The sequence below is a fragment of the Streptomyces sp. NBC_01689 genome, assembly GCF_036250675.1.
Lineage (GTDB): Bacteria > Actinomycetota > Actinomycetes > Streptomycetales > Streptomycetaceae > Streptomyces.
On record NZ_CP109592.1, the window covers coordinates 6,065,236 to 6,087,933 of the forward strand.

Consider the following 22,698-nt stretch of genomic DNA (forward strand, 5'->3'; position numbering starts at 1 on the left):
CCGGTGACAGCACAGGTGAGTTCGCCCACAACGGCCCCTGGTGGAGGAGCGACCCGCCCTTTCGCGCCTTACGCTCGACGGACCGCACGACCCCCGTACCCGTATCTGCTCCGAGTAGTTGCCTACCGCACTTACTCTCTGCACTTCCTGTCAGCGCGGAGGTTCCAGCTCTTATGAAGCTCACCGTCGTCGGCTGCTCGGGGTCGTTCCCGTCCGCGGAATCGGCCTGCTCGAGCTACCTCGTAGAGGCCGACGGCTTCCGGCTGCTTCTCGACATGGGCAACGGTGCCCTTGGCGAGCTGCAGCGCCACTGCGGTCTCTACGACCTCGACGCGATCTTCCTCAGTCATCTGCACGCCGACCACTGCATCGACATGTGCGCGTACTTCGTCGCGCGCTACTACCGCCACGAGGGTGGCCGCTGCGACCCGATCCCCGTCTACGGACCCGAGGGCACGGAGCAGCGTCTGACCACCGCGTACGCGGACACCCCCACGGCCTCCTCGATGAGCGAGGTCTTCGACTTCCACACGGTCAAACCGGGCTCGTTCGAGATCGGCCCGTTCACCGTGCACACGGAACGGGTCCGCCACCCCGTCGAGGCGTACGCCATCCGTGTCGAGCACGGCGGGCGGTCGCTGACGTACTCCGGGGACACGGGTGTCACCGAGGCGCTGGACGAACTCGCCCGGGACACCGACCTGTTCCTCTGCGAGGCCGCGTTCACGCACGGCAAGGAGAACATCCCCGACCTGCATCTCAACGGCCGGGAGGCGGGTGAGACGGCCCACCGCGCCGGTGCCCGCCGGCTCCTGCTCACCCACATCCCGCCGTGGACGGACCCCCGGATCAACCTGGCCGACGCCCGTACGGCGTACGCGGGCCGGGCGGATCTGGCGGTGCCCGGCACGTCGTACGAGATCTGACCGCTCCCGCGCACGCGAAGGCCCCCGGAACCAGTCGGTTCCGGGGGCCTTCGGCCGTACGGCCGGACGGCTCACGCCTTGGTGAGGTCCTCGACCTCCTCCTCGGGCTCGCGGCCCGGGGTGGCGAGGTCGAACTTGAGGATCGCGAAGCGGAAGACCACGTAGTAGATGACCGCGAAGACCAGGCCGATCGGGATGATCAGCCATGGCTTGGTGGCCAGGTTCCAGTTGAGGAAGTAGTCGATGGCGCCCGCGGAGAAGCTGAAGCCGTGGTGGACGCCCAGGGCCCAGGTGACGGCCATCGAGAGGGCGGTCAGCACCGCGTGGATCACGTACAGGACCGGCGCGATGAACATGAACGCGAACTCGATGGGCTCGGTGATACCCGTGACGAAGGAGGTCAGCGCGAGGGAGAGCATCATGCCGCCGACGGCCTTGCGGCGCTCGGGGCGGGCGCAGTGCGTGATGGCCAGGGCGGCGGCCGGCAGGGCGAACATCATGATGGGGAAGAAGCCCGTCATGAACTGGCCCGCGGTCGGGTCGCCGTGGAAGAAGCGCGGCAGGTCGCCGTGCCACACGGCACCGGCGGAGTCCTTGTAGGTACCGATCTCCTGCCAGGCCACGGTGTTGACGAACTGGTGCATGCCCACCGGCAGCAGCGCGCGGTTGATGGCACCGAAGATGCCCGCGCCGACGGCGCCGAGTCCGGTCATCCACTCACCGAAGTTGGTGATGACGTCGCCGATGGGCTCCCAGACCAGGCCGAAGAAGACACCGACGGCGGTGCCGATGAAGGCCATCAGGATCGGGACGAGCCGGCGGCCGTTGAAGAAGCCGAGCCAGTCGGGCAGCTTGGTGCGGTGGAAGCGCTGCCAGGTGACGGCGGCTATCAGGCCCATGATGATGCCGCCGAGGACCTTCGGGTCGTTGTACGTCGCGGCGACGTCCACACCCTTGGTGACCTTGGCGTCGGTGATGGGGAACGCGGTGAGCACGTTCTTGTAGACCAGGAAGCCGACCAGCGCCGCCAGCGCGGTGGAGCCGTCGGACTTCTTGGCGAAGCCGATGGCGATGCCGACGCAGAACAGCAGCGGCAGGTTGCTGAAGACCGCGTCACCGGCGGTGGCGAAGACCGACGCCACCTTGTCCCAGCCCAGGCCGTCCTTGCCGAACACGTCCGGCTGGCCGAGGCGGAGCAGGATGCCCGCCGCGGGCAGCACGGCGATCGGCAGCTGTAGGCTGCGACCGACCTTCTGCAGGCCCTGGAACAGGCCGGATCCCCGCTTCTTCGCGGGAGCCGCCGATGCGGTGGCGGTGCTCATAGTTCCTCCATGTGCCGGCGCTGCCGGGGGACGGGAAGGTGAAAAAAGGGGGCGGCAGCGGCCGCGTGGTCTACACCACTCAGTGGTGTAGACCTGTTGTAGCACGGTGAAGGCTGGATAAGGAACCCACGGATTTTGTGGCCTCGGCCATACCGGAAATACCCCCCGCATTCATGCCGAAGGGCCCACGGACCTGCAGGTCCGTGGGCCCTTCGGGCAGAGGGGAGCTACGCCTTGGTGAGGTCCTCGACTTCCTCCTCCGGCTCGCGCCCCGGCGTCCTGAGATCGAACCTGGTGATCGCGAACCGGAAGATCACGTAGTACAGGACCGCGAAACACAGCCCGATCGGGATGATCGCCCACGGTCTCGTCGCCAGGTTCCAGTTGATGACGTAGTCGATGAGCCCGGCCGAGAAGCTGAAACCGTCGTGCACGCCCAGACCCCACGTCACCGCCATCGAGACACCCGTCAGCAGCGCGTGCACGGCGTACAGGACCGGCGCGATGAACACGAAGGAGTACTCGATCGGTTCGGTGATGCCGGTGACGAACGAGGTCAGCGCGAGGGAGAGCATCATGCCCCCGATCTCCTTGCGCCGGTGCGGACGCGCGCAGTGGGTCATCGCCAGACAGGCGGCCGGCAGCGCGAACATCATGATCGGGAAGAAGCCCGAGGTGAACTGCCCCGCGTCCGGGTCGCCCTGCAGGAACATGTTGATGTCACCGTGCACCACCGTCCCGTCCGGCGTGGTGTAGCTGCCGAACTGGAACCAGATGGGCACGTTCAGGAACTGGTGCAGACCGATCACCAGCAACGCCCGGTTGGCCACGCCGAACAGGCCCGCACCCCAGGCCCCCAGACTGACCAGCCAGTCGCTGAAGGTCTGCAGACCGTCACCGACCGGCGGCCAGATCCACAGACACAGCGCGGCGAACGCGATCGCCACGAACGACATGATGATCGGCACCAGCCGGCGCCCGTTGAAGAAACCCAGCCAGTCCACCAGCCTGGTGCGATGGAACCGCTGCCAGAACCAGGCGGTCAGCAGCCCCATGACGATGCCCCCGAACACCCCCGGATTCTGGTACGTGAACGCCGTCACGGAGGTGTCGGGCAACTGACAGCCGATGTTCTGGATGACCTTCGCCTGCTGCGCGCAGCTCTCCGGGAACTGGTGCAGCACACCGAAGTAGACGAGGAACCCCGCCACCGCGGCGAGCGCGGTGGAACCGTCCGCCTTCTTCGCCATGCCGATGGACACACCCACGCAGAACAGCAGGGGCAGCCCCAGCGAGCCGTCGAGCAGCGCGCCGCCCGCGCCCTTCATGACCTTGGAGACGCTGTCCCAGCCGAGGCCGTCCGAACCGAACATGTCCGGCTGGCCGAACCGGTTGAGGATGCCCGCGGCAGGCAGTACCGCGATGGGGAGCTGAAGGCTGCGTCCCATCTTCTGCAGACCCTGGAACAGGTTGTTCCAGCGGGCGTGCGCGGGTGCGGCGGCGCTGTCGGCACTCATGAGCGTCCTTTGGGCGGAGCCGGTTTGGAGACCGTCCGTCAGCTGGTGTAGACCAGTCGGATGTGGGCTGGCCGGTGCAGACCGGTCGGCGAACGGCCGCACTGTCGTGAACGCCATCATTCGGTACACACCGCATGAATGCTCGCGAAGATGGGCCAACTGTGGGTTACTGCGACAAAGCGGTTCGGATCAGGGAGTAGGACATGGCCACCAAGGCTGAGAAGATCGTCGCCGGACTCGGCGGCATCGAGAACATCGAAGAGGTCGAGGGCTGCATCACCCGCCTGCGCACCGAGGTCATCGACCCCAGCAAGGTCGACGAAGCCGCCCTCAAGGCAGCCGGAGCCCACGGCGTCGTCAAGATGGGCACCGCCATCCAGGTCGTCATCGGCACCGACGCCGACCCGATCGCCGCGGACATCGAAGACATGATGTGAGCCACGCTCCCCGGAGCCCGGCTCACCCCTGAGGGGCTGCTTCCGCCATCGGCGGCAGCCCCTCATCCGCGTACGGCTAGGCTCGACGCCATGTCTCGAATCGACGGCCGCATCCCCGGGCAACTGCGCCCCATCACCATCCAGCGCGGCTGGAGCAAGCACGCCGAAGGCTCCGTCCTCGTCTCCTTCGGCGACACCAAGGTGTTCTGCACCGCCTCCGTCACCGAAGGCGTCCCACGCTGGCGCAAGGGCAGCGCCGAAGGCTGGGTCACCGCCGAGTACTCGATGCTCCCGCGCGCCACCAACACCCGCGGCGACCGCGAGTCCGTCCGCGGCAAGATCGGCGGCCGCACCCACGAGATCAGCCGGCTCATCGGCCGCTCCCTGCGCGCCGTCATCGACTACAAGGCACTCGGCGAGAACACCATCGTCCTGGACTGCGACGTCCTGCAGGCCGACGGCGGCACCCGCACGGCGGCCATCACCGGCGCCTACGTCGCTCTGGCCGACGCCGTCACCTGGGCGCAGAACAAGAAACTGGTCAAGCCCGGCCGCAAGCCCCTCACCGGCACCGTCTCCGCCGTCTCCGTCGGCATCGTCGGCGGCGTCCCCCTCCTCGACCTCTGCTACGAGGAGGACGTCAGGGCCGACACCGACATGAACGTCGTCTGCACCGGCGACGGCCGCTTCGTCGAGGTCCAGGGCACCGCCGAGGCCGAGCCCTTCGACCGCAAGGAACTGAACGCCCTCCTCGACCTCGCCGTAGCGGGCTGCGACGAACTCGCCGCGATCCAGCGCGCGGCGCTCGAGGCAACCGTGGCCTAACTCTTCGCGTTCTAAGGGGTACGGGCGTACGGTCCAGCCGTACGCCCGGCCGGCCCCGCACGGGGCAGGCCGACCGCACCGCCGGTCGACCACATCCTGTCCACGGGGAGGGACCGTTCCATGGCCGCGCGCCACCGTCGCCGCACCGCCGCACTCGCCGTCGCCGCCGCACTCGCCGCCCTCCCGGCCGCAGTGGGCTGCGACGCCGTCGACAAGGCCCTGGACTGCGTCCAGACCGCCGACGCCATCGCCGACAGCGTCACCGACCTCCAGCAGGCCGTGGAGAACGCGGCGAACGACCCGACGCAGACCGGCGAGTCCCTCGACGCGATAGAGCAGAACCTCGGCAAGATCGGCGACAAGACCGACAACACCGATGTCAACAAGGCCGTCGACGATCTGCGCAAGGCCGTCGGCAACGTGCGCACGGCGGTCAGGAACGGCGACGACACCCCCGACATCAGCCCCGTCACCGACGCCGCGGGCGAACTGACCAAGGTGTGCACCCCGTAGGACCCGCCCCCGGCGGTTCGGGATACTGAGGGACATGACCCGCCTGATCCTCGCCACCCGCAACGCCGGAAAAGTCACCGAGCTCAAGGCGATCCTCGCCGACGCCGGTCTCCCCCACGACCTCGTCGGCGCGGACGCCTACCCGGAGATCCCCGACGTCCGGGAGACCGGCGTCACCTTCGCCGAGAACGCCCTCCTCAAGGCCCACGCCCTGGCCCGGGCCACCGGCCTGCCCGCCGTCGCCGACGACTCCGGCCTCTGCGTCGACGTCCTGAACGGCGCGCCCGGCATCTTCTCAGCCCGCTGGGCCGGCCGGCACGGCGACGACCAGGCCAACCTCGATCTCCTCCTCGCCCAGCTCTCCGACATCGACGCCCCGCACCGCGGCGCCCACTTCGCCTGCGCGGCGGCCCTCGCCCTGCCCGACGGCACGGAGCGGGTGGTGGAGGGCCAGCTGAGGGGCACCCTCCGGTACACCCCGGCGGGCACGAACGGCTTCGGCTACGATCCGGTCCTCCAGCCGGACGGCGAGACCCGCACCTGCGCGGAACTCTCCCCCGCCGAGAAGAACGCGATCAGCCACCGGGGGAAGGCGTTCCGGGGGCTGGTGGGGGTGTTGCGGGAGCTGGCGGTCTGAGACACGGGGAGGGGCCGTCCGTCCGGACGGCCCCTCCATGCCCTGTGCGGCCGGTGGGACTCGAACCCACACGGGTGTTAACCCACTGGCACCTAAAGCCAGAATGTCTGCCAATTCCATCACGGCCGCTCATGAACGGTCGTTGTGCTCGACCGGCGGCGCCCAGTCTACGGGTAGGTCCAACGGGCCAGCGAGAGGAATTGCCCTCTTCCGGCGACACCACGTCCCCGTCAGGGCGTGGCAGTTCGGGCACAAGTAGCGGAGGTTCTCCCTGCGGTTGTCCCGCCAGTTCCCGTCGACGTGGTCGATCTGCAGGGTGATGGGCCGTCCCAGCCACTCCCCGGTGTTGCCGCAGCCGACGCATCTGTACGGCGTCCCGATCTCGGCCAGCGCCCGATGGAGCTGGGTTCTGCTGGTCCGGCCCGCGTGCTCGGGCAGGACGGTCAGCGTCCTGCCCGCCCTCTGCGCGGGTGCGGGGGCATCGGCCCGGCTCCGGCGTCTGAAGTGACCGGTCTCGAGACCGACGCGCGTCACCGCGCGCCGGACCCGCCTGTGGTTGGTGTCGTTGACCTCCAGTCCGAGGCCGCGCATGACGTCGGCGTAGCTCGTGCAGTGCTCCACGAGGGTGCGCAGCCGGTCCTCGGGGATCGCGAGGCGCCGGTGGGAGAAGTGCGCGATGTCGACGCCCTTGGTGCGGAGCAGGTGGGCCAGCGCGGCGCGTGAGCGGCTGTCCTCGGGCACGCCCAGTGCGCGGGCCACGCCGCGGACACTGGTCGCCCCGGCCGCTGCTTCGTTCAACTCCTGGGTGGTGAAGGAGAGTTCGGGCACGGAGCGCGCGATGCCGGGAAAGTGGGCGATGTCGATGCCCGCCGCCGCGATACGGCGCCGGATGTGGGACAGGCTCCCGGTGGCCGGGACGGCACCCAGCTTCAGTGCGACTTCGCGCAGCGACGACGAGGAGGCGACGGCCTCGGCGATGGCGTCGTCGGGATACTTCCGCCACGGGGTGTGCCTGACGAAGTGGCCGGTGTCCAGTCCGTACGCGGTGACCTTCTCCCGGAGCACACGCCGGCGGCCGCCACTGGGCTCGAAACCGAGACGTCTCATCAGGTCCGTCCAGTCGCGGGCCCCGGCGACCGCCCGTGCGAGCCGCTCCCGTGCGTAGGGATCGGGTCCCGGGGCACGGCCTCCGGGTGCCGCCCCGCCCTCGGACGCCGGTGCGTCGCGCATGTCCGTCCCCTCCGTCCCGGCCACACGTTCGCGGCCTCGCACGGAGTAACGAACCGTTTATCGGACAGTCACGCCCGTCTTCTCGGTTGCCGTGGAGTCGCGTCGGACCGGCACGGCTCCACGACAACCGAGAGTCGGATGAGCCCGGGGACGCGAACCGTCAGATCCCCAGATCCTTGATGATCTTGGCTACGTGGCCCGTCGCCTTCACGTTGTACAGGGCCCGCTCGACCTTGCCCTCCTCGTCCACGACCACCGTGGAGCGGATGACGCCGACGACCGTCTTGCCGTAGAGCTTCTTCTCGCCGAAGGCGCCGTACGCCTCCAGGACGGACTTGTCGGGGTCGCCGACCAGGGTGACCTTCAGGGACTCCTTCTCGCGGAACTTGGCGAGCTTCTCGGGCTTGTCGGGGGAGACGCCGATGACGTCGTAGCCCGCGCCCGCGAGGAGGTCGAGGTTGTCCGTGAAGTCGCAGGCCTGCTTCGTGCAGCCGGGGGTCAGGGCGGCCGGGTAGAAGTAGACGATGACCTTGCGGCCCTTGTGGTCGGCGAGGGAGACCTCGTTGCCGTCGGCGTCGGGCAGGGTGAAGGCGGGGGCGGTGTCGCCGGGCTGGAGTCGCTCGCTCATCGGTACCTCACGTGGCCGGGGGATGGTTACGGAACTACGGAGTGAGCGTAATGGGGGTGCCGAGGGGTGAGCCGCAGCGTGAGCTGACAGACTGTCGACGGTACAGAGTTCGGAAATCGACCACGGAGGCAGCGCGGTGTCGGATACGTCGAGAACGTCGGATACCAGGACTCCGGCGCAGATCGAGGCGGACATCAAGCGCCGCCGCGAAACCCTGGCGGAGACGCTCGACGAGATCGGTGTGCGGGTGCACCCGAAGACGATCGTCGGGGACGCGAAGGCCAAGGTCGCCGCGAACATCGATCACACCCTGGGACGGGCGTACATGGGTGTCCACCGCGTCGTCGGCGACGTGAAGGGCCGGCTGGTCACCGAGGAGGGCGCGCCGAGACTGGAACGGATCGTGCCCGTCGCGCTCGTGGTGGTCGGCGTGGTGGGGCTGCTCGCCGTCGGCTCACGGCGCCGCAAGCGGTGACCCGGCTGCGGGACGACGGCTCAGAGGCAGGTAGGTTCGGGGCGTGAGCGCCAATCAGGACAAGCAGAACACCCACCAGGACAAGTTGCCCATCCGCATGCTGCACGACCGCGTGCTGGTGCGGCAGGACGCCGCCGAGGGCGAGCGGCGTTCCGGCGGCGGCATCCTGATCCCCGCGACGGCGGCGGTCGGCCGGCGGCTCGCCTGGGCCGAGGTCGTCGCGGTCGGGCAGAACGTGCGGACGGTGGAGCCGGGCGACCGTGTGCTCTACGACCCGGAGGACCGGGCCGAGGTGGAGGTCCGCGGGATCGCGTACGTGCTGATGCGCGAGCGGGACCTGCACGCCGTGGCCGCCGACCGGTTCGAGGGCTCCGAGGACTCGACCGGCCTCTACCTGTAGCCGACGGGCCGGCCGTTCCCCGCGGCGACGGTCCCCAAGGGGCTGGTGACCATGGTCACCAGCCCCTTTTGCCTGCCCTTTGCTACCGTGGAGGCGCCCGACGAGACGCGCCGTACCGGGACCACGCAAAGACGACGCACCCCTGTTGCCCCATGGACGGAGGTGCCTGTCATGGCCTGGATCCTGCTGCTCGTCGCCGGCCTGCTGGAGGTCGGCTGGTCGATCGGGATGAAGTACACGGACGGTTTCACGCGGCTCGTGCCGAGCGTGCTCACGGGCGCGGGAGTCGTCGCGAGCATGGTGCTGCTGTCGTACGCCGCGAAGTCACTGCCCATCGGCACTGCCTACGGCGTGTGGGTGGGGATCGGCGCGGCCGGTGCGGCGGTGCTCGGCATGGTCGTGCTCGGTGAGCCGGCGACCGCCGCCCGGATCTTCTTCGTCTGTCTGCTGCTGGTGGCCGTGGTGGGCCTGAAGGTCACCTCGGGCCACTGACCCCGTCACGGTCCCCGCTCGGGGTCAGTGCCCGTGGCCCCTGCCCGTGGTCACTGCCGTCGCGGGGTGAGCCCGGCCAGCGGTCCCGCCCCGGCGGTGGTGCCGGTCGTCCCGCCGTCGGTGGCGCCACCGTTGCCCGGAGTGCCGCCGTCGGTGGCACCGCCGTCGGTCGTGGTGCCCCCGTCGGTGGCGCCGCCGGTGGTGGCGCCTCCGTCGGTGGTCCCGCCGTCGGTGGTGCCCCCGTCCGTGGTGCCGCCGGTGGTGGCGCCTCCGTCGGTGGTGGTCCCGCCGTCCGTCTGACCGCCGGTCTGGCCCGCGGTGTCGCCGGGCGGCGGGCTCTGGGTGCCCTGGCCGCCGGTCGCCGCGCCGCCGTCCTGGCCGCCGGTGCCGGGGGTCTGGCCGGTGGGTCCGGTGCTCGGGAGTTGCTGCTGCTCCTCGGCGCCGGGCTGGAGCCACAGGTCGAAGTCGCTGTGGCCGCTGCCCTTGAGCGCGGCCTTCGTGTACTGCGCCCAGATCTGCGCCGGGTAGCCGCCGCCGTTGATCCGGGCCTGGCCGAGCGCGCCGTACAGGGACTTGTGGACGCCGGTGTCGGGGTCCTGGCCCATCACGGCCACGACGGTGGCGAGGTCGGGGGTGTAGCCCGCGAACCAGGCGGCCTGGTCCTCCTCAGCCGTGCCGGTCTTGCCCGCGGCGGGCCGTCCGGCGGCCTTGGCGGCGGTGCCGGTGCCGCCCTCGACGACGCTCTGCAGGACGGAGGTGGTGGTGTCGGCGGCCTGCCGGGTCACCGCCCGCTTCGTCTCCTGCCTGGGCAGGTGCACGTCCGCCGCGCCTTCCTTGGTGACCTTCTCGACGAGCGTGTACGTGCCGTGCTCGCCGTGGTTGGCGAGGGTCGCGTAGGCCTGCGCCATGTCGAGGACGCTCGCGGTGGACGGGCCGAGCGCAATGGACGGGGTGGCGGTGAGGTCCGGGGTGTCGGCGGGGACGCCGAGGTCGACGGCGGTCTCCTTGACCTTGGACGGGCCGACGTCCACGGCCATCTGCGCGTACACGGCGTTGACGGACTTGTCGGTGGCGGTGCGCACGGTGATGGGCCCGTACGAGACGTTGTCCTCGTTCTCGGGCGCGTACGAGCCGCCGCTCCAGCCCTGCACGGGACGCTTGTTCGTGCCGTCGTAGAAGGTGTTCGGGGTGATGGGGCGGTCGTCCTCGGTCCGTGAGCCGTTCTGCACGGCGGAGGTGAACACGAAGGGCTTGAAGGTCGAGCCGACCTGGTAGTCGCGGCGCGTGGCGTTGTTCACGTACTGCTTGGTGTAGTCGATGCCGCCGTACATGGCGACGACCTTGCCGGTGGCCGGGTCGATGGAGACACCGCCGGCGCGGACGTAGCGGTCGACCTTGCGGTTCTTCTTGTCGAGGTGGCTCATCACCTGGTCGTCGACGGCCTTCACGAAGGCGTCCTGCCGGGGCCGCTGCAGGGTGGTCGTGATGCGGTAGCCGCCGGTCTGCAGGGTGTCCTCGTCGATGATCTTGTGTTCGACGAGGTAGTCGTTCACGGCCTTGACGACGTAGCCGCGCTGCCCTGACATGCCGGTGGCGATCACCGACTGCTTGGGCTCGGGGAAGGTGACCGCGCCGCGTGCGGCCGGGGTCAGCCACTGCTTCTTGACCATGCCGTCGAGGACGTAGTTCCAGCGGGCCTCGGCCGCGGCCTTGTTCTCGGGGTGCGCGATCACGTCGTACTCGCTCGGCGCGTTCAGGAGCGCGGCGAGGTACGCGCCCTGACCGACCGTCAGGTCCTGTGCGTCGACGCCGTAGTAGGCCTGGGCGGCGGCCTGGATGCCGTAGGCGTTGCGGCCGTAGTAGCTGGTGTTGAGGTAACCCTCGAGGATGTCGAACTTGCTCTGCTGGCGGTCGAGCTTGATGGAGATGAAGAACTCCTTCACCTTCCGGGTGGCCGTCTGCTCCTGGCCCAGGTAGTAGTTCTTCACGTACTGCTGGGTGATCGTCGATCCGGACTGCTTGCCCTTGCCGGTGACGGTGTTCCAGCCGGCCCGGAGCATCGCCTTGGGGTCGATGGCGGACTCGGTGTAGAAGTCCCGGTCCTCGGCGGCGAGCGCGGCGTGCTGGGCGTCCTCGGAGATCTGCGCGAGCGACACGTTCTCGCGGTTGACCTCGCCGTCGCGGGCCAGCTGGCTGCCGTCCGCGTAGAGGTAGACGTTGCTCTGCTTGGTCGCGGCGGCGTTCGCGGGCGGGATCTTGACCAGGTAGTAGCCGAGGGCGAAGAGGCCGATCACGACCAGGACGAGGCCGACGAACGTGCCGAGGAGCATCCGCCAGGTGGGGACGAGGCGTCTCCAGCCGGTGCGCTTCCGCTTCGCCTTCTTCCCCGGCTTCCCGGACGGTGCGGGTGCCGCTGTCCCCTCCGGGTTCGCGGATCCTCCCGGCTGTCCCGGCTGTCCCGGCTGCCCGGGCCGTCCCGGCTGTCCCTGCGGCACGTGGTGCCGTGCGGTTTGGGGTCCCTCCTCGGACCGGGGTCCGCGCGCGGTCGCGGGATCTTCCGGGTTCCCGGGGTGCCCTGGCGTCTGGTGGTCCTGGGCCGCCAGGGGGCCCTGAGCCGCAAGGGGTCCCCCCGCTGCCAGGGGGCCCTGTCCCTTCTGGGGTCCCTGCGCCCTACGGGGTCCCTCCGGTGTCGCGCGGTCCCGCGGTGTCCACGGCCCCTCCGGCCGTGCGGCTCCTCCCGGCCCCGCGGCCTCCTCCGCGTTCGCGGCCTTCTCCGGCTCCGGGCCGTCTCCCGGGCGTGCGGCTTCTTCCGGCTTCGCGCCGTCTCCCGGGCGTGCGGTCTCCTCCGGCCGTCCGGTCCGGTCCGGCGTCCCCGACGGCTGCGGCTCCGCCGACGACTCCGGCCTCCCCGTTCCCCCGGGCGCCCCGGCCTCCCCGGGCTTCTCCGGTGCCTGCGGCTGCTCCCGCCGTTCCCGCTGCTCCGGCTGCTCCGGCTTCCTCGGACCCTCCGGCCTTCCGGGCGGGTCCCCCGGCTCACCGGGTCCGCCGGGTGCCGCCTGGGCAGCCGGCTCGGGCCCCCTCGGTGCCCAGCCCTGGTTGTGCTCCTGCGGCTGTGGCTTGTCGCTCATCTGTCTGCCGGACTCCTGTTTCACGTCGTACGCACCCGTACGACCTCATACGCCGTGTGCGCCCCCCTGTTGAAGACTGTCGCACCCGGCGTTCCGTTCCCGGATTCCGGCACGCGTCGCGCCGGAAAATGCCTGGCAGCGAGCGCCGCCGTGGGACTAGGCTCCTGCGCTTCGGCCGAAAACGGCTTTCCCGGTGCAAGGAGGACTTCCTCGTGGGGACAGGGCGGTTGTACACGGCCGTCGCCCTGGGCGGGTTCCGGCGCTACGCCACCTACCGGACGGCGACGGCCGCCGGTGTGTTCACGAACACCGTCTTCGGGCTCATCCTGGCGTACATCATGACCGCGCTGTGGGACGAGAAACCGCACCTCGGCGGCTACGACCAGGCGCAGGCGCTCTCCTACGTGTGGCTCTCCCAGGCGCTGCTCATGGTCGTCGCCACCATGGGCGGCGGCTTCGAGGACGAGCTCCTGGAGCGCATCCGTACGGGTGACATCGCGATCGACCTCTACCGTCCGGCGGACCTCCAGCTGTGGTGGCTGGCCCAGGACGTGGGACGGGCGCTGTTCCATCTGCTGGGGCGCGGAGTGGTGCCGCTCGTGTTCGGCGCGCTCTGTTTCGAGCTGGCGCTGCCGTCCGACCCGCTGACCTGGCTGGCGTTCCTGGTGTCGGTCGCCCTCGGGGTGCTGGTCAGTTTCTCCCTCCGCTATCTCGTCGCCCTGTCCGCCTTCTGGCTGCTGGACGGGGCGGGGACGGCCCAGATGTCCATGATCGCGGGCGTCTTCTGCTCGGGCATGCTGCTGCCGCTGAACGTCTTCCAGGGTGTGCTGGGCGAGGTGGTGCGCGCGCTGCCCTGGTCCTCGCTGATCCAGGCGCCCGTGGACGTGCTGCTGGGCACGGCGGACCCGCTCGGCACGTACGCGTTCCAGGCGGCGTGGGCGGTCGGGCTGCTGACGCTCGGACGGCTTCTCCAGTCGGCGGCGACGCGAAGGGTGGTGGTGCAGGGTGGCTAGCGCGGCGGACGGCACGGCGGACAGCGCGGCGGGCGGCACGGCGGACGTTGCGGGGGGTGAGCGGTCCCGGACGACCCGGATCCCGCGGCAGGCCGGGGATCCGTGGGCCCGGCAGGGGACGTACGCCCGGCTGCGCGACGGTCTGGGCGCCTACCGCATGATCGCCGCCATGTGGATCCGCTCCACGATGGCCTATCGCGCCTCCTTCGCGATGACCACCTTCGGCAACTTCGCGGCGACCGGCCTCGACTTCGTCGCGATCCTGCTGATGTACTCGCAGATCGACCGGCTCGGCGGCTACGACCTGCCCGAGGTCGCCTTCCTGTACGGGGTCTCGGCCATCGCGTTCGGACTCACGGACCTCGCGCTCGGATCGATGGACCGGCTCGGGCGCCGGGTGCGGGACGGCACGCTCGACACGCTGCTGGTGCGGCCCGTGCCCGTGCTCGCGCAGGTCGCGGCGGACCGCTTCGCGCTGCGCAGGCTCGGCCGGATCACGCAGGGACTGGTGGTCTTCGGTTACGCGGTCACCGCGCTCGACCTCACCTGGACGCCGCTCAAGGTGCTGCTGGTGCCGCTGATGGTGCTGAGCGGTGCCGCGATCTTCTCGGCCGTGTTCGTGGCGGGCGCGGCCTTCCAGTTCGTCGCGCAGGACGCCTCCGAGGTGCAGAACTCCTTCACGTACGGCGGCAGTACGCTCCTGCAGTACCCGCCGACCGTCTTCGCCAAGGACCTGGTGCGCGGGGTCACCTTCGTGCTTCCGCTCGCCTTCGTGAACTGGCTGCCCGCGCTCTACGTCCTGGGGCGGCCGTATCCGCTCGACCTGCCCGCCTGGGTCGCCTTCGCACCACCGCTGGTCGCGGCGGCCTGCTGCGCACTGGCAGGGGTCGCCTGGCGGGCGGGACTTCGTTCCTATCGCAGCACGGGGAGCTGAACCGACATGACAACGGAACCGGTACCGGACCCGGCCGACGCCTTCATCGAACTCGACCGTGTCGAGAAGGTCTTCGACGTGCGCAAGAAGACCGGCTTCCTGCGCAGCGAGCGCCGGCAGGTGCGGGCGGTGGACTCGCTCTCCTTCACCGTGTCGCGCGGCGAGATGGTCGGCTACATCGGGCCGAACGGCGCGGGGAAGTCGACCACCATCAAGATGCTGACCGGGATCCTCACGCCGAGCGGCGGCCGGCTGCGGGTGGCGGGCATCGACCCGTCGCGGGAGCGGACCCGGCTCGCGCGGCGCATCGGGGTCGTCTTCGGACAGCGCACGACGCTGTGGTGGGACCTTCCGCTGATCGACTCCTACCGTCTGATGCACCGCATGTACCGCATCCCGGAGGCCCGTTACCGCGAGAACCTCGACCGCTGCGTGGAACTCCTCGAACTGGGGGCGCTGTTGGACGTGCCGGTGCGGCAGCTGTCGCTCGGCCAGCGGATGCGCGGGGACATCGCGGCGGCGCTGCTGCACGATCCCGAGGTCCTCTACCTGGACGAACCGACGATCGGTCTGGACGTGATCAGCAAGGCCAAGGTCCGTTCGTTCCTGCGCGACCTGAACGCGGAGCGCGGTACGACGGTGCTGCTCACCACGCACGACCTCACCGACATCGAGCAGCTGTGCCGGCGGGTGATGGTGATCGACCACGGGCGGCTGATGTACGACGGCGCGCTGACCGGCCTGCACGAGGTGGGGGAGAGCGAGCGGACCCTCGTGGTGGACCTGGAGCGGGAACTGCCTCCGGTGGAGGTGGAGTCGGCGCGGGTGGTGAAGGTGGAGGGGCCCCGGCAGTGGCTGGCGTTCCCCGCGTCGGCGTCGGCGGCCGAGCTGGTGGCGCGGATCGCGGCGGCGTACCCGCTGGTGGACCTCTCGGTGCGGGAGCCGGACATCGAGGCGGTCATCAGCCGCATGTACGAGGAGAAGGCTCTCTCGTAGGCTGGTCCCATGACCGAGGATGTGCCTTCCCGGGGAAGCGACGACCAGCGTCCGGTGGCGCGGGCCCCCGAGCCCGCGGGACCCGAGCTGCGAGCCTCCGACGCCGATCGTGAACGGGTCGCCGAACAGCTCAGGGACGCCCTCGCGGAGGGGCGCCTCGACATGGAGGAGTTCGAGGAGCGGCTGGAGGCGACGTTCAGGGCCCGTACGTACCGGGACCTGGCGCCGCTCACCCGCGATCTGCCGGGGCAGGCCGCCGCGGCTCCGGTGAACATGGTCAAGGAGCCCGCTGAGAGCGGGAGTTGGGCGTCCCGGATCGTGGGCGGGGAGGGTTCGTCGACGTGGGGCGTCGCGATCCTGTCCGGCTTCGAGCGCAAGGGCCGCTGGACCGTGCCGCGGCGCTTCACCTCCTTCGCCTTCATGGGCGGCGGCGAGATCGACCTGCGCGAGGCGAACTTCGCCGACCGTGAGGTCGTCGTGAACTGCGTCGCGGTGATGGGCGGGGTGAACGTCGTCGTGCCGCCCGGGGTGGAGGTCGTCGTCCGCGGCATCGGCATCATGGGCGGCTTCGACCACCGCGAGGAGGGGCGGCCGGGAGATCCCGGGGCCCCGCGCGTGATCGTCACGGGGTTCGCGTTCTGGGGCGGGGTCGGCGTCGAGCGGAAGATCACCCGCGCCGAGCGGCTGCGCCTGAGGGAGGAGCGCCGGCAGCAGAAGCTGGACCGCAAGGCCGCCCGCGGTGCGCTGGGGGGCGGCTCGCGGGACCGCCTGGACGACGTGTACGAGGCCCATCGGGAGGCGCTCGAAGAGGCCCGGGACCTGATCCGCGAGCGCCACGAGGAACGCCGGGAGCGGCACACCGAGCGGCGTGAGCGCCATGAGGCCCGCCGCGAGGAGCGTCACCGCAGGCGCCACCACGACTTCTGAGCCGGGCCGGCCCCCCGCCGGCCGGGCCGGCCCCGGCCGCAGCTCGGCCTCCGCTACAGCTCGGCCGGCGCCGATCCCTTCAGGTCGTCCAGGTCGAAGACCGCCGCCATCCGTTCGAAGCCACGGTCGCTCGGGTGGAGGTGGTCTCCCGAGTCGTAGTCGGAACGGAGCCTGCGCGGGTCGTACGGGTCGCGCAGCGCCTTGTCGAAGTCGACGACGGCGTCGTACACCAGGCCCGCGCGGATCTCCTCGTTGACGGCCCGGCGGACCGCGTCGCGGCCGCTCGTGTAGCCGCGGTGGCCGCCGAAGGGCATCAGGGTGGCGCCGACGACGCGCAGGCCCCGGGAGTGCGCCTGCCGGACCAGCCGGCGCAGTCCGTCGGTGATCGTGCGCGGGTCGACCTGGCGGGGGTTGCGCAGGATGTCGTTGACGCCGAGGTCGATGACGACGGCCTTGACGTTCGTACGGTCGAGGACGTCGCGGCGGAAGCGGTTGAGGCCGCTCGGGTTGTCGGCGGGCCGGCCGAGACCGTCGGCCAGGACCTGGTTGCCGCTGATGCCCTCGTTGACGACGCTGTAGCGCGGCACGTCCCCGGAACCGGCCGCCGCCCGCAGCCGCTCCGAAAGGGCGTCGGTCCAGCGGTGGTTGGCGCCCGTCGTGGAGGTGATGCCGTCGGTGAGCGAGTCGCCCAGCGCGACGACGGTGCCCGCGGACTCGTTGCTCAGCACGTCGAGGGCGGTCAGATAGCGCCAGTACGGCGTCTGTTCGGTGTAGGCGGTCCCGGTCGGGTCCTCGGTGCGGTCGCCCTGGGCGACGTACGAGATCTGCCGCGCGTGCTGGTGATAGGTGACCGGCCCGGACGGGGTCGGGGAGTACGTGGTCACGAGGACGTCGGTGTCGCGCGGGATCCGGATCCGCACGCCGTCGCTCATCACCTGCTGCCCCGCCGGGACGACCACCGCGGTGCTGCCGGCGAAGGTGAGGCGGCTCATGGTCCCGTCCGCCGCGGCCGCGTCGTTCTCGCTCGCGGCGACCGCGATCGACGCGTGCGTGATGCGCAGCGGCTGCTGTCCGTAGAGGTTGGAGAGGGTGATGCGGGCGTCGGTGCCGCCGACGCCGACGTGCACGACGTTGCGCACGGAGCGGCCGGCCATGCCGGCGGCCTCGGTGCCGGGTTCGGCTCCGCCGGGTGAGGCCGACCAGGCGCCGACCCAGGTACCCACGGAGGCGGGGGCCACGGAGTTGTGCGGGCCGGGGGCGCCGGCCAGGGCGCTGCGGGAGCTGTTCCCGTCGTCGGCCGCGGCTCCCACGTATATGGCTGCGGACATGGCCACGATCACGGCGACGATCGCGGCCAGCAGGGCATAACCGTGACGCTTGGTCATGCGGTGCGTGTCTCCTCGGGCGAGGGAGCCCGAGGCTCCGATGTGATGAACCCATGATGCGTCATGGGACAGGGGGCGAAGGACGGGGCCCCTTCCGGGATGTCCCTGAGACGACCCGGAGATCTCCCCGAGTTCTCCCCGCCGGAACAGACGCCGGGAACTCCTGTTCCGTTCCATGAGTCGGTCAGGAAGGGACAATGGGTACGAGATCCCGGACGGGATCGGCGAACGGGTGGAGCGCATGGAACGCACAGAACCGGAAGCAGCGGACACCGAAGGGCAGCGTGCCCGGCCGGGTACGGCCGCGCACCGCACGGCGACGGCACCCGGGCCGGGCAACCGCACGATGGCCTCGTTCAGCCCCGCCGACGAGGAGAAGCAGCGCGGCGTGCGCCGGATGAAGCTGACGGCGACCGGCCTGCTGCTCCTGGTCGCGCTGGTGTACGTCCTCGCCAAGTGGGCCTCGCACGAGGGCGCGGGCCCCTGGGCCGGGTATGTCGCGGCGGCCGCCGAGGCCGGCATGGTCGGCGCGCTCGCCGACTGGTTCGCGGTCACGGCCCTCTTCCGCCATCCGCTCGGCCTGCCCATCCCGCACACCGCGATCATCCCCACGAAGAAGGACCAGCTCGGGGTGTCGCTCGGTGAGTTCGTCGGTGAGAACTTCCTCTCGGAGGAGGTGGTGCGCCAGCGTCTGCGCGCCGTCGGCATCGGCGGCAGGCTGGGCGCCTGGCTCGCCGAACCGGAGCACGCGGACCGGGTCACGGCGGAGCTGGCCACCGCCCTCAGGGGAGCCCTGACGGTCCTGCGCGACTCCGACGTGCAGGCGGTCGTCGGCGAGGCGATCACGCGCCGCGCCGACGCCCAGGAGATCGCGCCCGGTATCGGGAAGATGCTGGAGAAGGTCGTCGCGGACGGCGGTCACAAGCGGGTCGTGGACCTGATCTGCGCCCGTGCCCATGACTGGCTGGTCCTCCATGACGAGCAGGTCATGGACGCCGTGCAGGGCGGCGCGCCCGGCTGGACCCCGCGTTTCGTCGACAAGAAGGTCGGCGAGCGGGTCTACAAGGAACTGCTGCGCTTCGTCACCGAGATGCGTGACGCCCCGTCCCATCCGGCGCGCGGCGCCCTGGACCGCTTCCTCGGCGACTTCGCCGCCGACCTGCAGTCCGACACCGACACCCGTGTCCGGGTGGAGCGTCTCAAGGGCGAGGTGCTCGGCCGCGGTGAGGTCCAGGACCTGATCGCCTCCGCCTGGACGGCCGTACGATCCATGATCGTTTCCGCCGCCGAGGACGAGCGCAGCGAACTGCGTCTGCGGGTGCGGGCCTCGCTCCTGTCGCTGGGCTCCCGCATGGCGACGGAACCCAAGCTCCAGGCCAAGGTCGACCGGTGGGTCGAGGGTGCGGCGGTGTATGTCGTGACGACCTACCGCAAGGAGATCACCTCCTTGATCACCGACACCGTGGCGGGCTGGGACGCCGAGCACACGACCCGGAAGATCGAGGCGCACATCGGCCGTGACCTGCAGTTCATCCGGATCAATGGCACGGTGGTGGGATCACTGGCCGGACTGCTGATCTACGTGGTGTCGCGGGCGCTGGGGGCGTAACCACCTCGCGGCGGGGAATCCGGTCAGGGTTCGTCGAACGGAGAGGGAGCGATGACCCCATCAGCCCCGGTGCCCGCCTCCACGGGAACCGTCACCACGAATGTCCCCTCCCGCCTCGACAGGCTTCCCTGGTCCCGCTGGCACTGGATGATCGTGATCGGCCTCGGCACCGTCTGGATCCTGGACGGCCTCGAGGTCACCACGGTCGGCAACATCGCGAGCCGGCTCTCCGAGGACGGCAGCGGCCTGTCCATCTCCTCGGCCCAGGTCACCGGTGTCGCCGCGGCGCTCTATGTCGCCGGGGCCTGCGCCGGGGCCCTGTTCTTCGGCTGGCTGACCGACCGTTACGGCCGCAAGAAGCTCTTCATGGTGACGCTCGTCGTCTACCTCGGCGCGACCGCGATGACCGCCCTCTCCTTCGACGCCTGGTGGTTCTTCACCTTCCGCTTCCTCACCGGTTTCGGCATCGGCGGCGAGTACGCGGCGATCAATTCGGCGATCGACGAGCTCATCCCGGCGAAGTTCCGGGGCCGCGTCGACCTGATCATCAACGGCAGCTACTGGCTCGGCGCGGTGGGCGGCGCGCTGCTGTCCATCGTCATGCTGAACACGGACATCTTCCCCAAGGACCTCGGCTGGCGGCTCACCTTCGCCCTCGGTGTGGTGCTCGGACTGGTCGTCCTGCTGGTCAGGCGCCATGTGCCGGAGAGCCCGCGGTGGCAGTTCATCCACGGCCGCGGCGAGGAGGCGGACGCGCTGGTCACGTCCGTCGAGCGGGACATCGAGCGGGAGAAGGGCCGGCCGCTGCCGCGCGCGGAGGGCGAGATCACCATCGAGCAGCGCAAGAGCATCGGCTTCGGGCTCATCGCGCGGACCGTCTTCCGCAGCTATCCGAAGCGCGCCGTGCTCGGCCTCTCCCTCTTCATCGGCCAGGCCTTCCTCTACAACGCGATCACCTTCGGCTTCGGCGCCATCCTCACCACGTTCTACGACGTCCCTTCCGGTGGCACCGGCTACTACTTCGCCGTCATCGCGGCCGGCAACTTCATCGGCCCGCTGCTGCTCGGCAAACTCTTCGACACGGTCGGCCGCAAGGTGATGATCTCCTCCACGTACCTGCTGTCGGGTGTGCTGCTCTTCGGCACGGCCTGGCTCTTCGGCCAGGGCTCGCTGACCGCCGCGACGCTCACCGCGTGCTGGTGCGTCGTGCTGTTCTTCGCGTCGGCCGGCGCCTCCAGCGCCTACCTGACCGTCTCGGAGATCTTCCCGATGGAGACCCGGGCGATGGCCATCGCCTTCTTCTACGCGCTCGGGACGGCGGCCGGCGGTATCAGCGGACCGCTGGTCTTCGCCGACCTCACCTCGTCCGGCGTGGTCGGGGACACGGTCCTCGCCTTCCAGATCGGGGCGGGCCTGATGTGCGCGGCGGGTCTGGTGGCGGCGTTCCTCGCGGTGAACGCGGAGGGCCGCTCCCTGGAGGACATCGCCACACCGCTGTCGGTGTCGTCGGGTGCGGGGGGTGTTTCCGGTGCGTCCGGTGCGTCCGGCGCGTCCGGCGCGTCGGGGGAGGCGGTCTGACCGGACCGCACGGGCGGTGCCGGGTCGCGCGGGGGCGGTGTGTTGTGGCCGCCCAGGTCCCGCCGGCGTCCCGTCCGCGTTCCGCCCACGGCTCGTTCGCGTTCCGCTCACGTCCGGACGGTGTCCCGTCCGCGTTCCGCCCACGGCTCGTCCGCGTTCCGCTCGCCGAGCGCGGTCCGCCGCATCCCGGCGGTCCGTGGGCCTGGAGGTCTGCGCGCTTTGAGGTCCGGCGCGCCCTCGGGTCCGCGCGCCTGAAGGTTCTGCGTGCTTGGAGGTCCGGGCGCCCGGCGGTCCGCGTACTCGGCGGTCCGGTGCGCGCCGGCTGCTCACCGCACCGGGCGGTCCGGCGCGCCGAATCCGATGATCTGAGTACGCGTACTCTGTCGGACCGCCGCCCGGCCGGAGACTCTCGTACGCATGACCGAGAAGCTGTTGGGCCCCCTGCGCACGCGCCCCTGGCCGGAACGCTGGCTGACCCGCGTGCTCGGCGCCGCCCTCTCCGGTGCGGCGTACCTCCTCTGCCTGCCCTGGGACCTGCGCAACCGCCCCGAGGCACCCGGATCGCTCACCGAGACCACCCCGGTGACCGTCCGGGGCGTCGTCCTCCTCGGCGGGGCGCTGCTGCTCCTGGCGGCCTACTTCGGCCGCCGGGACGCGCTGGCCTGGCCGTTGCTGCTGGTGGCGGCTCCGCCGACCGTCCTGATGTACGTCTCCTTCCACGCCCACCCCGAGCCCCCGGACGCGGCGGTCTGGCCCCTGGCGTGGGCGTCCTTCACGCTGGTCGTCGCGGCGGGGGTGCTGGTCGCGACGGCGGTGGCCCGGCAGTTCAGGTCCGACCTGGAGGAACGGGCCGACGCGCCGTTCCTCACCGGACGCCGAAGGACCGCGAGCCCTTATCGCTGAGGCGCGAGGCGCCAGGCGCGAGGCGCGTCCGAGGGCGGGCCCGCCGCGGTACGTCCCCACGTACGAGCGCGCGCTTTCGGCCGGAGCCCGTTTCACCGCCCGACTCTAGTGATCTTGTGACAGCATCGCGGGATGCTACGACTAACCGACTTCATTATCGATTGCCCGGACACGATGAAGCTGGCGGCCTTCTACTCCGAGGTGACGGGGCTCCCGGTCAAGGCGGGCAGCGACGAGAACTGGGCCGGTATCCAGGTCGGCGAGGTCGAACTGGCCTTCATACAGGTGGAGGAGTACCGCGCCCCGCGCTGGCCCGACAGCGAGCACCCCAAGCAGTTCCACCTCGACTTCGAGGTCGACGACATCGAGGCCGAACAGAGCCGCGTCCTGGCCCTCGGCGCGACCCTGGAACGGGACTGCACCGGCCCGGACGGCTACGGCTTCCGCGTCTACACCGACCCCATCGGCCACCCCTTCTGTCTCTGCCGCAACAAGGGTGTCGTCTGGACCGAGCAGGGCCCCCAGTGGCCCCGGCGCGATGAGGGCGAGATCTGAGTGGACTGAGCGGCGGCCTGCTCTGATCGGCAGGGAGCGAGGTCTCCGGTAGGGGTTCATCGACCGAGAAGAACCGGACAACGGCCACCGGAGACCTCGTGGCCACCTCCGCGGTGACGCGGCGGTCGGACGGCGACCGCCGCGCGATGGGCGGGCCCTGAGTCGTTGTCACCGCTCCCGTGCGGCCGGCGGCCGGGCCGGCCCTCGAAGGGGACAGATCGGTAGCGCATCGACGACTGGACCACACCTTCGCAACGCGGCCCACCGG

22 protein-coding genes, 1 tRNA gene and 1 riboswitch are annotated in these 22,698 nt (G+C 70.6%); of the genes, 16 read left to right on the forward strand and 7 right to left on the reverse strand.

Annotated features, from left to right (window positions below; genetic code table 11):
* The first annotated feature begins 173 nt into the window (after positions 1-173).
* A complete protein-coding gene (locus OG776_RS25840; RefSeq protein ID WP_148008608.1) occupies positions 174-926 on the forward strand; it encodes an MBL fold metallo-hydrolase in 753 nt (250 codons plus the stop codon).
* A gap of 71 nt (positions 927-997) precedes the next feature.
* Here the strand turns inward: OG776_RS25840 and OG776_RS25845 are convergent, their stop codons facing one another.
* Positions 998-2,248, reverse strand: a complete 1,251-nt coding sequence (locus OG776_RS25845) for a PTS transporter subunit EIIC (protein ID WP_148008607.1) — start codon at positions 2,246-2,248, stop codon at positions 998-1,000.
* 227 nt (positions 2,249-2,475) lie between these two features.
* A complete protein-coding gene (locus OG776_RS25850; protein ID WP_148008606.1) occupies positions 2,476-3,765 on the reverse strand; it encodes a PTS transporter subunit EIIC in 1,290 nt (429 codons plus the stop codon).
* Between the two features lie 203 nt (positions 3,766-3,968).
* Between OG776_RS25850 and OG776_RS25855 the strand changes: the two genes are divergently transcribed.
* The 4 genes from OG776_RS25855 (at position 3,969) to rdgB (ending at position 6,177) form a co-directional block, all read left to right on the forward strand.
* Positions 3,969-4,202 carry a glucose PTS transporter subunit EIIB gene (locus OG776_RS25855; protein ID WP_112449866.1) on the forward strand — a complete coding sequence of 78 codons (234 nt, stop codon included), beginning with the start codon at positions 3,969-3,971 and terminating at the stop codon, positions 4,200-4,202.
* Positions 4,203-4,292: 90 nt separating this feature from the next.
* Positions 4,293-5,027 (forward strand): ribonuclease PH, encoded by a 735-nt coding sequence (rph, locus tag OG776_RS25860; RefSeq protein WP_329322594.1) that lies wholly within the window; start codon positions 4,293-4,295, stop codon positions 5,025-5,027.
* Positions 5,028-5,147: 120 nt separating this feature from the next.
* The gene (locus tag OG776_RS25865; protein ID WP_148008604.1) at positions 5,148-5,540 is read left to right on the forward strand and encodes a hypothetical protein; all 393 of its coding nucleotides are present in this window, start codon (positions 5,148-5,150) and stop codon (positions 5,538-5,540) included.
* Positions 5,541-5,574: 34 nt separating this feature from the next.
* Positions 5,575-6,177 (forward strand): RdgB/HAM1 family non-canonical purine NTP pyrophosphatase, encoded by a 603-nt coding sequence (gene rdgB, locus OG776_RS25870; protein ID WP_329322595.1) that lies wholly within the window; start codon positions 5,575-5,577, stop codon positions 6,175-6,177.
* A 45-nt stretch (positions 6,178-6,222) separates the two neighbouring features.
* On the opposite strand, the gene OG776_RS25875 is transcribed toward rdgB, so the two are convergent.
* The 3 genes from OG776_RS25875 to bcp form a co-directional block, all read right to left on the reverse strand.
* Positions 6,223-6,306, reverse strand: a tRNA-Leu gene (locus tag OG776_RS25875).
* A complete protein-coding gene (locus tag OG776_RS25880; protein WP_329322596.1) occupies positions 6,307-7,407 on the reverse strand; it encodes an HNH endonuclease signature motif containing protein in 1,101 nt (366 codons plus the stop codon).
* A 160-nt stretch (positions 7,408-7,567) separates the two neighbouring features.
* On the reverse strand, positions 7,568-8,035 hold the full coding sequence (bcp, locus tag OG776_RS25885) for a thioredoxin-dependent thiol peroxidase (RefSeq protein ID WP_148008603.1): 468 nt from the start codon (positions 8,033-8,035) through the stop codon (positions 7,568-7,570).
* Positions 8,036-8,171: 136 nt separating this feature from the next.
* Here bcp and OG776_RS25890 point away from each other — a divergent pair, with 136 nt between their 5' ends.
* The 3 genes from OG776_RS25890 (at position 8,172) to sugE (ending at position 9,402) form a co-directional block, all read left to right on the forward strand.
* Positions 8,172-8,510, forward strand: a complete 339-nt coding sequence (locus OG776_RS25890; protein WP_148008602.1) for a DUF3618 domain-containing protein — start codon at positions 8,172-8,174, stop codon at positions 8,508-8,510.
* Positions 8,511-8,607: 97 nt separating this feature from the next.
* Positions 8,608-8,910: a GroES family chaperonin gene (locus tag OG776_RS25895; RefSeq protein ID WP_187285621.1), complete on the forward strand. Its 303-nt coding sequence runs from the start codon at positions 8,608-8,610 to the stop codon at positions 8,908-8,910.
* Positions 8,911-8,981: 71 nt separating this feature from the next.
* A riboswitch (guanidine-III (ykkC-III) riboswitch) is annotated at positions 8,982-9,051 on the forward strand.
* A gap of 30 nt (positions 9,052-9,081) precedes the next feature.
* Positions 9,082-9,402 (forward strand): quaternary ammonium compound efflux SMR transporter SugE, encoded by a 321-nt coding sequence (gene sugE, locus OG776_RS25900; protein WP_148008600.1) that lies wholly within the window; start codon positions 9,082-9,084, stop codon positions 9,400-9,402.
* Positions 9,403-9,452: 50 nt separating this feature from the next.
* Here sugE and OG776_RS25905 read toward each other — a convergent pair whose 3' ends face one another.
* Positions 9,453-11,732 (reverse strand): transglycosylase domain-containing protein, encoded by a 2,280-nt coding sequence (locus tag OG776_RS25905; RefSeq protein WP_443077285.1) that lies wholly within the window; start codon positions 11,730-11,732, stop codon positions 9,453-9,455.
* A 1,010-nt stretch (positions 11,733-12,742) separates the two neighbouring features.
* Here OG776_RS25905 and OG776_RS25910 point away from each other — a divergent pair.
* From OG776_RS25910 to OG776_RS25925, 4 genes are all read left to right on the forward strand, one after another.
* On the forward strand, positions 12,743-13,543 hold the full coding sequence (locus OG776_RS25910) for an ABC transporter permease (RefSeq protein WP_329322598.1): 801 nt from the start codon (positions 12,743-12,745) through the stop codon (positions 13,541-13,543).
* 79 nt (positions 13,544-13,622) lie between these two features.
* Positions 13,623-14,477 (forward strand): ABC transporter permease, encoded by an 855-nt coding sequence (locus OG776_RS25915; RefSeq protein WP_261994537.1) that lies wholly within the window; start codon positions 13,623-13,625, stop codon positions 14,475-14,477.
* A 6-nt stretch (positions 14,478-14,483) separates the two neighbouring features.
* Entirely contained in the window at positions 14,484-15,473 is a 990-nt protein-coding gene (locus OG776_RS25920; RefSeq protein ID WP_148008597.1) for an ABC transporter ATP-binding protein, read from the forward strand.
* 9 nt (positions 15,474-15,482) lie between these two features.
* Positions 15,483-16,400, forward strand: a complete 918-nt coding sequence (locus OG776_RS25925) for a DUF1707 SHOCT-like domain-containing protein (RefSeq protein ID WP_329322599.1) — start codon at positions 15,483-15,485, stop codon at positions 16,398-16,400.
* Positions 16,401-16,453: 53 nt separating this feature from the next.
* Here OG776_RS25925 and OG776_RS25930 read toward each other — a convergent pair whose 3' ends face one another.
* The gene (locus OG776_RS25930; protein WP_329322600.1) at positions 16,454-17,785 is read right to left on the reverse strand and encodes an SGNH/GDSL hydrolase family protein; all 1,332 of its coding nucleotides are present in this window, start codon (positions 17,783-17,785) and stop codon (positions 16,454-16,456) included.
* Positions 17,786-18,026: 241 nt separating this feature from the next.
* On the opposite strand from OG776_RS25930, the gene OG776_RS25935 reads away from it, so the two are divergent.
* The 4 genes from OG776_RS25935 to OG776_RS25950 all read left to right on the forward strand — a co-directional run bounded on the left by OG776_RS25935 (position 18,027) and on the right by OG776_RS25950 (position 22,430).
* Complete coding sequence (locus OG776_RS25935) at positions 18,027-19,394, forward strand: DUF445 domain-containing protein (protein ID WP_410093175.1); 1,368 nt, start codon at positions 18,027-18,029, stop codon at positions 19,392-19,394.
* 51 nt (positions 19,395-19,445) lie between these two features.
* Entirely contained in the window at positions 19,446-20,972 is a 1,527-nt protein-coding gene (locus tag OG776_RS25940; protein WP_329322601.1) for an MFS transporter, read from the forward strand.
* 417 nt (positions 20,973-21,389) lie between these two features.
* On the forward strand, positions 21,390-21,875 hold the full coding sequence (locus OG776_RS25945) for a hypothetical protein (protein WP_329322602.1): 486 nt from the start codon (positions 21,390-21,392) through the stop codon (positions 21,873-21,875).
* Positions 21,876-22,007: 132 nt separating this feature from the next.
* A complete protein-coding gene (locus OG776_RS25950) occupies positions 22,008-22,430 on the forward strand; it encodes a VOC family protein (protein WP_148008592.1) in 423 nt (140 codons plus the stop codon).
* The last annotated feature ends 268 nt before the right edge of the window (positions 22,431-22,698 follow it).

Bases quoted from the DNA above. Each gene is read 5' to 3' on its own strand.
- OG776_RS25840 (WP_148008608.1), top strand. From the start codon at position 174: ATGAAGCTCACCGTCGTCGGCTGCTCGGGGTCGTTCCCGTCCGCGGAA.
- OG776_RS25845 (WP_148008607.1), bottom strand. From the start codon at position 2,248: ATGAGCACCGCCACCGCATCGGCGGCTCCCGCGAAGAAGCGGGGATCC.
- OG776_RS25850 (WP_148008606.1), bottom strand. From the start codon at position 3,765: ATGAGTGCCGACAGCGCCGCCGCACCCGCGCACGCCCGCTGGAACAAC.
- OG776_RS25855 (WP_112449866.1), top strand. From the start codon at position 3,969: ATGGCCACCAAGGCTGAGAAGATCGTCGCCGGACTCGGCGGCATCGAG.
- rph (WP_329322594.1), top strand. From the start codon at position 4,293: ATGTCTCGAATCGACGGCCGCATCCCCGGGCAACTGCGCCCCATCACC.
- OG776_RS25865 (WP_148008604.1), top strand. From the start codon at position 5,148: ATGGCCGCGCGCCACCGTCGCCGCACCGCCGCACTCGCCGTCGCCGCC.
- rdgB (WP_329322595.1), top strand. From the start codon at position 5,575: ATGACCCGCCTGATCCTCGCCACCCGCAACGCCGGAAAAGTCACCGAG.
- OG776_RS25880 (WP_329322596.1), bottom strand. From the start codon at position 7,407: ATGCGCGACGCACCGGCGTCCGAGGGCGGGGCGGCACCCGGAGGCCGT.
- bcp (WP_148008603.1), bottom strand. From the start codon at position 8,035: ATGAGCGAGCGACTCCAGCCCGGCGACACCGCCCCCGCCTTCACCCTG.
- OG776_RS25895 (WP_187285621.1), top strand. From the start codon at position 8,608: ATGCTGCACGACCGCGTGCTGGTGCGGCAGGACGCCGCCGAGGGCGAG.
- sugE (WP_148008600.1), top strand. From the start codon at position 9,082: ATGGCCTGGATCCTGCTGCTCGTCGCCGGCCTGCTGGAGGTCGGCTGG.
- OG776_RS25905 (WP_443077285.1), bottom strand. From the start codon at position 11,732: ATGCTCCTCGGCACGTTCGTCGGCCTCGTCCTGGTCGTGATCGGCCTC.
- OG776_RS25920 (WP_148008597.1), top strand. From the start codon at position 14,484: ATGACAACGGAACCGGTACCGGACCCGGCCGACGCCTTCATCGAACTC.
- OG776_RS25925 (WP_329322599.1), top strand. From the start codon at position 15,483: ATGACCGAGGATGTGCCTTCCCGGGGAAGCGACGACCAGCGTCCGGTG.
- OG776_RS25930 (WP_329322600.1), bottom strand. From the start codon at position 17,785: ATGACCAAGCGTCACGGTTATGCCCTGCTGGCCGCGATCGTCGCCGTG.
- OG776_RS25935 (WP_410093175.1), top strand. From the start codon at position 18,027: ATGGAACGCACAGAACCGGAAGCAGCGGACACCGAAGGGCAGCGTGCC.
- OG776_RS25940 (WP_329322601.1), top strand. From the start codon at position 19,446: ATGACCCCATCAGCCCCGGTGCCCGCCTCCACGGGAACCGTCACCACG.
- OG776_RS25945 (WP_329322602.1), top strand. From the start codon at position 21,390: ATGACCGAGAAGCTGTTGGGCCCCCTGCGCACGCGCCCCTGGCCGGAA.
- OG776_RS25950 (WP_148008592.1), top strand. From the start codon at position 22,008: ATGCTACGACTAACCGACTTCATTATCGATTGCCCGGACACGATGAAG.